8 protein-coding genes and 1 pseudogene are annotated in these 11,989 nt (G+C 60.7%); 2 read left to right on the top strand and 7 right to left on the bottom strand.

Features of this window, described 5'->3' with window-relative positions; all coding sequences use genetic code 11:
• Positions 1 to 57: 57 nt before the first annotated feature.
• The 3 genes from DJ564_RS20560 to DJ564_RS20550 form a co-directional block, all read right to left on the bottom strand.
• Entirely contained in the window at positions 58 to 1,443 is a 1,386-nt protein-coding gene (locus DJ564_RS20560) for a VOC family protein (RefSeq protein WP_109632853.1), read from the bottom strand.
• Between the two features lie 284 nt (positions 1,444 to 1,727).
• A complete protein-coding gene (locus DJ564_RS20555) occupies positions 1,728 to 2,675 on the bottom strand; it encodes an alpha/beta fold hydrolase (RefSeq protein ID WP_109632851.1) in 948 nt (315 codons plus the stop codon).
• 22 nt (positions 2,676 to 2,697) lie between these two features.
• On the bottom strand, positions 2,698 to 4,152 hold the full coding sequence (locus tag DJ564_RS20550) for an NAD(P)/FAD-dependent oxidoreductase (protein WP_109632849.1): 1,455 nt from the start codon (positions 4,150 to 4,152) through the stop codon (positions 2,698 to 2,700).
• A 262-nt stretch (positions 4,153 to 4,414) separates the two neighbouring features.
• Here DJ564_RS20550 and DJ564_RS20545 point away from each other — a divergent pair, with 262 nt between their 5' ends.
• Positions 4,415 to 5,488: a diguanylate cyclase gene (locus DJ564_RS20545; protein ID WP_109632848.1), complete on the top strand. Its 1,074-nt coding sequence runs from the start codon at positions 4,415 to 4,417 to the stop codon at positions 5,486 to 5,488.
• A gap of 301 nt (positions 5,489 to 5,789) precedes the next feature.
• Positions 5,790 to 7,030 (top strand): annotated as a pseudogene (locus DJ564_RS20540) (M20/M25/M40 family metallo-hydrolase).
• A gap of 157 nt (positions 7,031 to 7,187) precedes the next feature.
• Here DJ564_RS20540 and DJ564_RS20530 read toward each other — a convergent pair.
• The 4 genes from DJ564_RS20530 to DJ564_RS20515 all read right to left on the bottom strand — a co-directional run bounded on the left by DJ564_RS20530 (position 7,188) and on the right by DJ564_RS20515 (position 11,971).
• Positions 7,188 to 8,057: an oxaloacetate decarboxylase gene (locus DJ564_RS20530; protein ID WP_010455567.1), complete on the bottom strand. Its 870-nt coding sequence runs from the start codon at positions 8,055 to 8,057 to the stop codon at positions 7,188 to 7,190.
• A gap of 332 nt (positions 8,058 to 8,389) precedes the next feature.
• A complete protein-coding gene (gene astA / locus DJ564_RS20525; protein ID WP_109632846.1) occupies positions 8,390 to 9,424 on the bottom strand; it encodes an arginine N-succinyltransferase in 1,035 nt (344 codons plus the stop codon).
• Between the two features lie 61 nt (positions 9,425 to 9,485).
• Positions 9,486 to 10,502, bottom strand: a complete 1,017-nt coding sequence (locus tag DJ564_RS20520) for an arginine N-succinyltransferase (RefSeq protein WP_109632845.1) — start codon at positions 10,500 to 10,502, stop codon at positions 9,486 to 9,488.
• Positions 10,503 to 10,621: 119 nt separating this feature from the next.
• Positions 10,622 to 11,971 (bottom strand): APC family permease, encoded by a 1,350-nt coding sequence (locus DJ564_RS20515; protein ID WP_109632843.1) that lies wholly within the window; start codon positions 11,969 to 11,971, stop codon positions 10,622 to 10,624.
• Between the last annotated feature and the right edge of the window lie 18 nt (positions 11,972 to 11,989).

The following is an 11,989-nucleotide window of genomic DNA, read 5'->3' as shown; positions in this document are numbered from 1 at the left end:
CGACTGCTTCGCAGCCGAACGCAGGCTTCGCCAGCTGCTACAGGTCCGTGTCGCGCCTTAGATAGCGGGAGTCAACGCGGCAAAACACTGTTCGATCGAACGCCGCTGCGTCTCGGCATACAAGCCCAATTCATCAATGGTCGGCCGCCCCAGCGCCTGTTCAAAGGCCTGCTGGTTCGAATGCACGCCATAATTCACCTGCGCCGCATCCCCCAGGTTCGACTGGAAAATCCCCGCCGCACTGACCGGCAGAAAATCTTCATAGACCAACGGTTCGACCCGCAAGTACCCGCCGCTGAGCAAATCGTCTAGCGACAACGATTTCAGCTCATCCGCCTCCAGGCCTTTTTCCGTGACGAAATAACGAAAGTACGCCAGTTCCTGTTGGCGCATGCCTTCATACGTGTCAGGGAACTCTGCAAAGTGCTGCGTCATCAGCGCGTTGTAGCGTGCGGCATTGGCCTCGTTGGGAAAGTCCTTCAGTTCATCGCGGGCAGCGTTGAGCAAACGGTCATAAAGCGCCCGGCCTTTTGGAGTGAGCGCGGCGCCACGCTGCTCGATTTCACCGAATCGCGCGCTGTGGCTGCCACGAGTCTCGGCTTGATCGGTGAAGGCGATCGGTTCGTCCAGCGCCTTGAAACTGGTCTGGCGCAGCAGGATCGGGCACTGGCGGCGGGGTGGTCCTTCGATGACGGCTTTGGGCGTGATGCCGTGGGCGGGCATCTGCGCCTGGACGATGTCGATGTCCAGGGTGCGCGGTGTCAGGTGATTGATGTGCGGGCCTTTGAACGCCACCACGTCGGCGATCAGGCGATGCTGCGCGCTGAGTTTCTGGTACTGCTCGGCGGTGACGGTGGCGCTGTGGTGCCAGCGAAAGGTTTCCAGCGCCTGTTCGACGAAGTTCTGGGCCTCTTGTTCGGTCAGACCGCCCTCGGTTTTGGCGCGGTCGATCAGTGCAAGGGCGGTCGGGGTGAAGATCTGGCGTTTATCCAGCATCGACTGGGCGAAGGCACGCAGTTCCAGGTCTTCGATCAGTTCCAGGCGCAGCAGTGAGGTGAAGACCCGGAACGGGCTGACTTGCAAGGCGGCTTCGTGCACGGCGCGAAACGCGGTGGAGTGCACCGGCACGCCCGCCGGGGTCAGGTCGTAATAGCCCACGGGTTGCATGCCCATCACCGCGAACAGCCGGGCGAGGGTGGCCAGTTCTCCCGCAGTGCCGACGCGGATCGCGCCGTGGCGCTCCAGGCCCAGCCGCTCGATTTCGCCGGTGCTGTTCAGTTGACGGGCCACCTGCGGATCGCTGTCCAGCACATGGCGGTTGGTCTCCTCCACCAGGTTCATCAGCGCGCCGTACAGCGGCACTTCTTCGCGGTACATGTCGGACATCGCTTTAGAGAAGCGTTGGCGGATCAGGTCAGGGCTGACGAAGCTTGGGTGGTTCATGAAAAAAATTCCTGGCGCGGTAACGAGAAGGATGTGGGAAAAGATCGCAGCCTTCTGCAACGCCGACAAACGAAGAATCTTACGGACTTCATTCTGCCAAGGACTGCATTCACCGTGGCGGTGTAGCAGCTGCCGAGCAGCGCGAGGCTGCGTTCGGCTGCGAAGCAGTCGTGAATTCAAACAACGCGGTGCATCAGATAGACCGTGCGTTCAGGTTTTGCGACTGCTTCGCAGCCGAACGGGGGCAAGCCCCCTCGCCACAGGGCAGCTGCATGGCGCGGGGATTACAGGTGCGAACGGCTTTCCGAGCGCAGCGACCCCAAAAACTCCCCATACAACCGCGCCGTATTGGCCGGTTGTTCGACCATCGGCATATGGCCAATGTGGTCCCAGATGTCCACACGCAAATCCGCGATGCCTTTACTCCACACCGCCACGCTGCTGACATCGATCAAGCGGTCCTTGTGCCCCCACAGCAGCAGCGCCGGGCACTTGATGTCGGGCAGTTTGGGCTCCATCGGCGGGCTGGCGCGGAAGTCGTTGAAGATTTCTTCCAGCTCATCGCGACTCTGTTCATAACGCTGGGCAATAGCATCCAGCACCACGCCGGGCACCCACGGTGGTTCGGCCATGGTCATGGCATAGAGGCGCCGGAATTCTTCCCGTGAGTGAATCAGAAACGGGTTGTGCCCCTTGGCCAGATGCCGCTCCAGGTCACTGGCCTCGGGGGCGGTGACGCCAGCCGGGTCGATCAGGGCGACGGAGGCAATCCGGTCCGGGTAAGTCGCCGCCAACCACGCCGCGATGTAGCCGCCCATCGAGTTGCCGATCACATGGACTTTCTCGACCCCGCAAACGTCCAGCAACTGGATCATCCGCTTGGCCTGCAGCGGGATGTCGTAGCCGCCACCGGCCTTGAACCCGGTTTCGCCATGGCCGGCGATGTCGGGGATGATGACTCGATAGTTGCCGACAAAGTGCCGGGCGAAGCGCAGCCAGACGTTCTTGTCGGCGCTGTAGCCGTGCAGCATCAGCACACTGCTGGACGCTTCGTACGGCCCGCCTTGCCAGGTCGAGACGGTCATTTCCGTGATCGGTACGACGATTTTGTGCAGCCGATACAGCTTGGCCTCCATGGCCATGTTCAGGTCATAGAGCCAGTAACCGATGGCCGGATAACTCAGCCAGCTCCAGGCTACAAAAACCGCGATAAGGACAACCAACACAAGCATCAGGCATCTTCCTTTTACGTGTTCAGGACAAAATGTGGTCAGCGGGTTTCAGGGTCCGGGTCAACCGGTGATAGCTGAAACTGAACCCCGGAAACATGGCAATCACATGACCGCTCTTGCTTTGATACCAGCTGTGGCAACCCCCGGACTTCCAGACGGTGCGCTCCATTTCGCGGTGGATCATCTCAGTGTAGGTACGTTCTGCCTCGGGACGCACTTCAATGCTGCGCAAACCCTGTTCCTTGAGCGTGCGAATGCAATCGAGGATGTAATTCATCTGTGATTCGATGATGAACAGCGCCGAGGTGTGGCCAATGCCGGTGTTGGGCCCGGTGACGATAAACAGGTTGGGAAAGTCCGGCAGGCTGGTGCCCAGATAAGCCCGCGGGTACTGGGCCCAGACGTCTTTTAGTCGGGTGCCGTTTTTGCCGGTGACCGGGTAGGAAATCACCCCGTCGGTGGCGTCGTACCCGGTGGACCAGACGATCAGGTCCAGGTCGATGTGCTGACCGTCCTGGGTGACGATGCCGGTTTCATCGATGGACGCGATGCCTTGTTCGCGGCTGTGCAGCGTCACGTTGCGGCGGCCAAGCGCCGGGTAAAGGGTGCTTGAGACAATCACGCGCTTACAGCCGATGGTGAAGTCCGGCGTCAGTTTTCGGCGCAATTGCGGGTCGGGTACCTGGCGTTTGAGGAAGCGCAGGGCGTGTTGCTGGACCATGCGGATGGCTGGTTTCGAGTATTTGAAGGCAATCACCCGGGTTTCGAACTGCCAGTAGAGCATCCAGCGCAGCAGTTTGTACGCCGGTTTGAGGCCCAGCAGCCAACGCTGGAAGGGACCAAACGTCCGGTCGGCCCGTGGTAATACCCAATGCGGCGTGCGCTGGAACACATGCAGGTGCTCGACGTCGGGGGCAATGGTCGGAATAACCTGCGCCGCACTGGCGCCGCTGCCGACGATGGCGACACGTTTATGGCGATAGTCGAAGGAGTGATCCCAGTTGTTGGTATGAAAAGTCTTGCCCTGAAAGCGTTCCTGACCTTCGAAGTGCGGGACAACGGGTTGGCTCAGCGGCCCCGTGGCATTGATCAGGAACTGCGCGTAAAACGTGCCTTTGGCGCCGGTGTGCACCGCCCAGCGTTGGCCGTCGGCGTCCCATTCGATGCGCTCGACATTGGCTTGCAGTTCGACCTTGTCCCGCAGGCCGAAGTGCTCCACCACGTACTGGGTGTAGTGGTGCAGTTCAGCCTGATCGGCGAACATTTGCGTCCAGCGGTAAGGGGCGAAGGACAGCGAATAGAGTGGCGAGGGCACATCGACGGCCGCGCCGGGGTAGGTGTTCTGGCACCAGGTGCCGCCAAAAAAGTCCCGTCGTTCCAGCAGGCGAAAATCGTCGATGCCTGCCTTAAGCAAATTGATCGCCGCGCACTGACCGCCAAAACCGCTGCCGATGATCAACACTTGAAAGGTCTGCATGGGTCTCCTTTTTTATCCGTGTTTATCCAACCCTCTCTTCATGTATAGCCCAAACATTGCACACATCACCTGTGGGAGCGTGGCTTGCCCGCGAAGGGGCCCTCAACGCCGCCAAAAGCTTCGCGGGCAAGCCACGCTCTCACAAACTGCGCAGGATTCAGGCTGCCCGCCGGTGATGGCTATTTAACGTTGCCCTGATAGACTTCCAGCACATCCGCAACCCGTGTGTTGTCAGGTTCCGTTCTGTGACGCAGAGGCCCTTATGGGAAATACGGGAGGAAAAGGACTTTCACTGGCCAGAAGGCTCTATACATCGCGAACCCTGGGCCTGGTGCTGGGGCTGTTGTGCGTAGGCGCGGCGATGTATCCGCTCGGCCCGGCGCCGTGGGTCTGGGGGCTGATGCTGTTCAATGGGGTGCTCTGGCCGCATGTTGCCTATCAATGGGCGCGTCGGGCGAAGGTGCCTTTTCACGCCGAACATCGCAACATTCTGGTCGACGCCTTTCTCGGTGGCTTCTGGGTCGCCGCCATGCACTTCAATCCGCTGCCGAGCGCGGCGACGCTGTCCATGATGGCCATGAACAACGTGGCGATCGGCGGTTTGCGGTTCCTGCTGGTGGGCACGGCCGCGCAGATTCTCGGGATGGGTGTCGGCATGCTGGTGTTCACCCCGGCCTTTGTCCCTCAAACCAGTCCTTTGCAGCTTTACGCTTGTCTGCCCCTGCTGATCCTGTATCCATTGGCGCTGGGCTGGATCTGCTTCCGCCAGGCCACCACCCTTGGCCGGCAAAAACGCGAACTGCTGGCCCTGAGCCGGACCGACAGCCTCACCGGCCTGCTGAACCATGGCGCCTGGAAAGACCAGTTGGAAGTTGAATTCCAGCGGTGCCGACGCCAGCAGCAGGGTGGAGCGATTGCGCTGATCGACATCGACCATTTCAAGACCATCAACGACACCTACGGCCACGTCGCCGGGGACATCGTGTTGCGACAACTGAGCAAAATGCTCAAGCAGAACCTGCGGGCGACTGATGTGGCGGGGCGCTATGGCGGTGACGAATTCTGCGTGCTGCTCCCGGATTTGCCCCTCAACAGCGCGGTGGCGGCCATGGACGCCTTGCGTGATCGCTTCGCCACCCTGGGCTACGAGCAGAACCCGGCGCTGAAAGTCAGCCTGAGCATTGGCCTGGCCGCTTTCAACCCGGCGTACACCGACGCCACCCTGTGGCTCAACGATGCCGATCAGGCGCTCTACGAAGCCAAGAGCACCGGCCGCAATCGCGTCATTAGCCGCATTGGCGGCAAGCCCCAGCACGAACTGCTCGACCCGGTCTGAAAGCCCGCAAACATCCCTGTGGGAACGAACCTATGTGGCTAAAGGGCTTTTGTGGCGAGGGGATTTATCCCCGTTCGGCTGCGAAGCAGTCGTAAACCACTGAACGCGGCGTGCCTGAAAAACGCAATGGCAGAACTGGGGCTGCTTCGCATCCCAACGGGGATAAATTCCCTCACCACAAAGGCCCGCTCCCACAGGGGAATTGCGGTGTGCCAGTTCTGTTGGGGTCGCATTCGGCATAGAGCCAAGCAGCTCAGTGAGGTAGGGTTTCGGTTCCCCGACACGAAACAAGGACCGATTCATGACGCTCAATCTCCCTCGTTCCCTGCTGGCCACCAGCCTTGGCCTGACCCTCGCCCTCGGCGTATTCGCCCCGGCGGTCTTGCCGAACCCCACAAACAAGTCCTCGCCGATTCCGAACAGTACAAGGGGCAAGCCCTGAAATTGCTGGAACGCCTGGTGAACATCGACTCCGGTTCCGGCTATGAACCCGGTCTGACGCAAGTACGCGACATCGCCATCGACGAGCTGAAAAAACTCGGCTTCAGCATCGAACTGGTGCCGAACACACCGGACAAAAGCAGCCACGTGATCGCCACCCTCAAAGGCACCGGCAAGGCGAAAATCCTGCTGATGGCGCACATGGATACCGTGTTCAAGGAAGGCTCGGCCGCCGAGCGCCCGTTCCACATCAAGGACGGCCGCGCCTACGGTCCGGGCGTGATGGACGACAAGGGCGGTATCGTCGCCGGGATCTACGCGCTGAAAGTCCTGAAAAACCTCGACTTCAAGGATTACGCGCTAATTACCTTCCTGCTCGACGCCAGCGAAGAAACCGGCTCGGACATCGCCACCGACCTGATCAAGAAAACCGCCAAGGCCCACGATGTAACCCTCAACCTCGAGCCGGGCCGCCCGGCGGATGGTCTGGTGGTGTGGCGCAAAGGCAGCGCGACGGCGGTGGTGGAAGTCAAAGGCAAAGCCGCCCACGCCGGTGTCGCGCCGGAACTGGGCCGCAACGCGGCGATGGAAGCGGCGCACCAGATTCTGCAGCTCGGCAAACTGGGCGACGCCGAGAAGAAAACCACCATCAACTTCACGGTGATCAAGTCGGGCGACCGCACGAACGTGATTCCGGATCAGGCCACCGCCAAGGCTGACGTGCGGGCGGCGGTACCGGAAGAGTTTGACCGGATCGAGAAGGACCTGGCGCGGGTTTCCAAAGACAAGCTGATTGCGGACACCGAAGTCACCACCACGCTACAACGCGGTCTGCCGCCGATGCCGCAGACGGCGGAATCGGATCGGCTGATGGCCATGGCCCAGGGGATTTACGGTGAGATCGGGCGCAAGTTGACGGAAGAAGGCAGTGGCGGGGCAGCGGATGCCAGCCTCTCAGCCGGTGTGGGCACGCCGACGCTGGATGGGTTCGGGATTGTTGGCGGCAATATTCATACGCCTGAAGAGTACGCAGAAGTAGAAAGCGTGGCGCCGCGGATTTATCTGTTGTCGCGGATGATCATGGAGTTGGCGAAGCGCTGAAAATTGTTCCCTAGCGCCAGGGGGCTTGCCCCCGCTGGACCGCGCAGCAGTCCCCTTTTCTTGGGGCCGCTTCGCAGCCCAGCGGGAGCAAGCTCCCTCGCCACAGGGATTTTGGTGTTAGTAAAATCGATGTCCTACAGCGCAACATGCTGCTGCGCTATTCCTTCACACTCATAAACTCTTCCGCCCAACGAATGTATTCCTCAGGTTGCGTATACGTGTGAGTCAACTCGGTAGCGCTCAAATCCGACGCCTGGGTAAAGATCTGCCGCTGTTCGCGCAAACTGTCGTAGGTCGCTTTGATCGCTGCGAAGTACGCGCCATGACCATCAATGGTCACCCGCACGCCCAGTTCCGCCAGGCGTTTGTCGTCACGCAGCAGAGGGTTGCCGTAGGTGACCAGCATCAGTGGCACGCTCAGGTGTTCGGCAATCTGTTCGAGGTGATCGAAGTCCCGCACACCCACCATGCAAATCCCGTCCGCACCGGCCTGCTGGTAATGGCAGGTACGGCTGATGACTTCCTGAACGGGCAGGATCCCGGCGTTGGTCCGCGCGATGATCGCCATTTCCGAGTCAACCCGGGCTTCCAGTGCCGCGCGAATCTTGCCGACGCCTTCCGCGACGCCGATCAGATCGGTGGATTTGCGGCCGAATTGCGCTGGCAACAGGGTGTCTTCGATGGTCAGCGCGGCGATGCCGGCGCGTTCCAGTTCGACGATGGTGCGCATCACGTTGAGCGCGTTGCCGTAGCCGTGGTCGGCGTCGGCGATGACCGGCAATTGGGCGACACGGCCGATGCGCGTGGCCTGTTCGGCGAACTCGCTGAGGGTGATCAAGGCGAAGTCGGGGGCACCCAGCACCTGCAACGAGGCGACTGAGCCACCGAGGATACCCACTTCAAACCCCAGGTCAGCGGCAATGCGGGCCGACATCGGGTCGAAAACCGACGCCGTGTGATAGCAGGTGTTGGAAGCAAAAAGCTCGCGGAAGTTACGGCGCAAATCTTGATGAGAAAGCCTGGACATATGAGTTCCACCAATACAAAGGAATGGAAAGGCTTGAGCAAAGGTGTCAACGCCGAAGGAACAAAAGGCTATCACGCGGACGAGGGGAAGATGATGACGAATTTGCGGGGTGGCTCAGATAGACGCGGACCCTTTGTGGCCAGGAGGTGTGTCTGTGGTGAAGAGGGTTGTGGCGAGGAGATTTACCTGTGGCGAGGAGCTTGCTCCCGCTCGGCTGCGCAGCAGTCGTCAATTGGCGAATGCGGTATGCCAGATAAATGGGGGAGCTGGTTTTTTGGGGCCGCTTCGCAGCCCAGCGGGAGCAAGCTCCCTCGCCACAGTAGTGGTGGCGATCAGGCCGCCACAGCCTGCTGCTGTCGATTGGGCAACAACACCGCCCGCACCGAATTCCCCGGTTGCAGTTGCAGGCGTTTGGCCGTGAGTCGGTCGACGATCAGGCTGTTGCCTACCAACCGGGCCTGAGCGGTGGTGATGCGGCAGTTTTCCAGGCGGCGGTTGTGAATCAGCCACACCGGGGCCTGTTCGTCAGGCGTGCCGATGGCCAATACCAGGGGCTGACTGTCGCGCACGGTGCGGATTTTCGCGACCGGGGCTTCGATCACCGGGCCGGCGTCGAAGATGTCGATGTAGCCCTGATGCACAAATCCTTCGGCGCTGAGGATCTTCAACGCCGGTTCGGTGTTCGGGTGTGCCTTGCCGATGACGGCCTGGGCCTGTTCGGTGAGCAGGCAGGTGTAGAGCGGCTGGCGTGGCATCAGTTCGGCGATGAACGGTTTGCTGCCCAGCCCCGACAGGTGATCGGCGTGGCTGAAGTCCATCTTGAAGAAGTGCCGGCCCAGGCTGTCCCAGAACGGCGAACAGCCGTTTTCGTCGGCGCTGCCGCGCAGTTCGGCAATCAGCTTGTCGCCGAACAGGTGCGGGAACTCGGCCACGAACAGCAAGCGTCCCAGGGACAGCAACCGACCATTGCTGCCATGGCGTTGATCGGGGTGTAGAAACAGCGAGCAGATTTCCGATTGGCCAGTCATTTCGTTGTTCAGGAACAGCGTCGGAATCTGCCGCTGAATACCCAGGTCCGGCGACGAACTGACCGTCAGCCCGACCCGATAGTTGTACCAGGGCTCACGCAGGCCAACGGCGCCGGCCAACGCACTGATGCCGACCACTTGCTGATCGTCATCTTCCAGCACGAACAGGTAATCGGCATCCGCACGCTCGACCTGTTCGGCGAAGGTCCGTTGGGCCCAGCGCACCCGGTGCACCAGACGCTCTTCGTTGGCCGGCAGGGTGGTGAAGCCGGGGCCGGCCTGTTGCACCAGGTCCATCAAGGCGGGCAGGTCGGTGACGTGAACCGGACGGACAATCATGATGCAGCTCCTTCTTCGCGCCAGTTCGGGCGCTGTCGTTGGGCACGAGGCCGGGTGATGCTCACAGGGCAATCAGGCGGATCGGGCTGCCATCGGTCACGCTCAGGGCGGCGCACATCTCGACGCTCAACCCTACCGGTTGCCCAGCCTGGACACTCAGTTCGGCGACGATGGCGCGGTAATCCTTCAGCGAATCGTTGCTCACCAGGTAACGGCCGCTCGCCTCAATGGACGAAGCCGACTGCACCGTACCGATCTGGCTTTGCGCGATGGAGAGAATGTTCGAGGTGCGCGCATACAGCGTCGGGCCTGCGTCAAACAGGTCGATGTAGCTGTTGGTTTCAAATCCCTCGCGCTCAAGGATATCGAAGGCCTCCTGGCCGTCGGGGTGAATCCGGCCGATGCAATCCTGCGCAGCCTGGGGCAGCATCGGCACGTAGATCGGGTATTGCGGCATCAGTTCGGCGAGGAAGGTCCGGCTCTCCAGACCGCAGAGCCGCTCGGCCTCGGCGTAGGGTAAATCGAAGAAATGCTTGCCCAGCGCATCCCAGAACGGTGACTGCGCCTCCTCGCTGCTGAAACCGACGATCTCGGTGATCACCGCTTCGGCAAAGCGCTGCGAATGGGCGGCGATGAACAACAGGCGCGCCCGGGACAGCAACTCCGAAAACGCTGTGCGCACCAGTGCCGTGTCGATATGAAAACCCCGCAGCAAGGTGTGGCCGCTGAGGTCCTGGCACAACGACAACGCCGGCACGCCGTGTTCGATGTTCAGCTCTCGGGAAGCGCTGGTGAAGTGACGGTTGCGCAAGCTGTAGAACGGTTCGTTGAAGCCGGCGGTGGCAAGGATTTCCGAGCAACCCACCAGACGCCGGGCCGCGAGATCCTCCAGTACGAAGAAATAATTCTCCGGGCCATGCACCTCGACGTCTTTGTCGAACGAGGCGCAGGAGTCGAGTATCTTCAGTCGCAGGCGTTCAGTGTCGTCCGGCAAGGACGTGACACCGACCAGACTGTCGCGCGCCAGTTGCTGTAACTGGGGCAGGTCGGTTAACTCGACTGGGCGTAAGACCAGCATGGATGTACTCCTGTATCAAAGGGTTCGGCGGTGTGTGCCGAACCTGACTATCACTGTCGGTTTCCACGCATTAAATCGGCGGTCGCCTGATTTCTTGTCAGACGCCGCTCTTTTTCTTGTCAGCCGTTGCTCGGATCGGGCAATTCGGTGCTGGCGCCGAGCCTGTTCAGGAAGAACAGATACACCAGGCCCAGGGCAATCCAGATCAGACCGAGTTTTTGTGCATCGACGCCCATGTTGTACATGATGGCCGCGACGATGATGAAGCCGATTACCGGGCAGATCAGGTGACGGATCACCTGGCCGGACTTCTGCCGACGCCAGTAGTAATTGATCACGGTCAGGTGCAGCAACATGAAACCGCTCAACGCGCCGAAGTTCACCAGCGAGGTGAGGGTGTCCACCGAGTTGATGAACAGGTAGCAAATCACCAGAGACAACACGGCCACCAGGTAGATGCTCAGGTACGGGGTGTTGTGTTTCGGGTGAACCCTGGCCAGCACTTTCGGCAGCTTGCCGTCTCGGGCCATGCCGAACAGCAGCCGCGATACCGCCGCTTGCGACGTAATGGCGACCGCTACGCCCCAGGCCAGGGCCGTGGCCACGCCGGTCAGGGTCGCCAGCCAGCTGCCGGCGGCGATTTCGGCGATTTCATAGAACGCGGTGTCGGCGGAGGTGAAGCCCATGCCGGCCGCCAGGTCAGTGGCAATCCAGGTCTGCACGACAAAGATCACGCCCATCACCAAGAGGGTAATGAGCGCTGCCTTGCCGACGCTGCGGCCCGGGTCGCCCTTGATTTCTTCGGCGAGGGTGGAGATCGCATCGAAACCGAGGAACGACAGCACCGCAATCGATACCGCTTGCATCAGCAGGGCGAAATTGAAGGTGTCGGGGTTGTACAACGGCGCCAGGGTTAGCTGACCGTTGCCGCCACCGCTGTGCAGCGCATTCCAGGCGTAGAACAGGAAGATCCCCAGCACCACCAGTTGCGCCAGCAGAAACACAATGTTCATGCGGGCGGTAAACGTGATGCCCCGCAGGTTGACGAACGTCGCGCTGACCAGAAACGCCAGGATGAAACCGACCTTGGGAATGTCCGGATAAAGGTGATTCAGCGCCATGGCCGCGTAAACGTAGAGCAACGGTGGAATCAGCAGGTAATCGAGCAGCATCAGCCATCCGGCGATAAACCCGACATGCGGGTTGAGGCCGCGTTGTGCGTAGGAATACACCGAACCCGCAATCGGAAAAGCCCGGGCCATGCTGCCGTAACTCAGGGCGGTGAACAGCATCGCGACCATGCCGATGATGTAGGCCAGCGGCACCATCCCGGGCGCTTCGGCGTTGACATAACCGTACACTCCGAACGGGGCGATGGGGATCATGAAGATCATCCCGTACACCACCAGGTCGGTCAGTGACAGGCTACGTTTCAACTCTTGCTTGTAGCCGAATTCTTCTATTTCCATGAAGCCCTACTCCTTGGG

The sequence above is a fragment of the Pseudomonas sp. 31-12 genome (genome assembly GCF_003151075.1).
Taxonomy (GTDB): Bacteria; Pseudomonadota; Gammaproteobacteria; order Pseudomonadales; family Pseudomonadaceae; genus Aquipseudomonas.
This window is presented reverse-complemented; position numbering and strand designations above follow the sequence as displayed.

Coding starts and splice junctions, on each gene's coding strand:
- DJ564_RS20520 (WP_109632845.1), bottom strand. CDS start 10,502: ATGCTGGTCTTACGCCCAGTCGAGTTAACCGACCTGCCCCAGTTACAG.
- DJ564_RS20515 (WP_109632843.1), bottom strand. CDS start 11,971: ATGGAAATAGAAGAATTCGGCTACAAGCAAGAGTTGAAACGTAGCCTG.
- DJ564_RS20530 (WP_010455567.1), bottom strand. CDS start 8,057: ATGTCCAGGCTTTCTCATCAAGATTTGCGCCGTAACTTCCGCGAGCTT.
- DJ564_RS20555 (WP_109632851.1), bottom strand. CDS start 2,675: ATGCTTGTGTTGGTTGTCCTTATCGCGGTTTTTGTAGCCTGGAGCTGG.
- astA (WP_109632846.1), bottom strand. CDS start 9,424: ATGATTGTCCGTCCGGTTCACGTCACCGACCTGCCCGCCTTGATGGAC.
- DJ564_RS20560 (WP_109632853.1), bottom strand. CDS start 1,443: ATGAACCACCCAAGCTTCGTCAGCCCTGACCTGATCCGCCAACGCTTC.
- DJ564_RS20550 (WP_109632849.1), bottom strand. CDS start 4,152: ATGCAGACCTTTCAAGTGTTGATCATCGGCAGCGGTTTTGGCGGTCAG.
- DJ564_RS20545 (WP_109632848.1), top strand. CDS start 4,415: ATGGGAAATACGGGAGGAAAAGGACTTTCACTGGCCAGAAGGCTCTAT.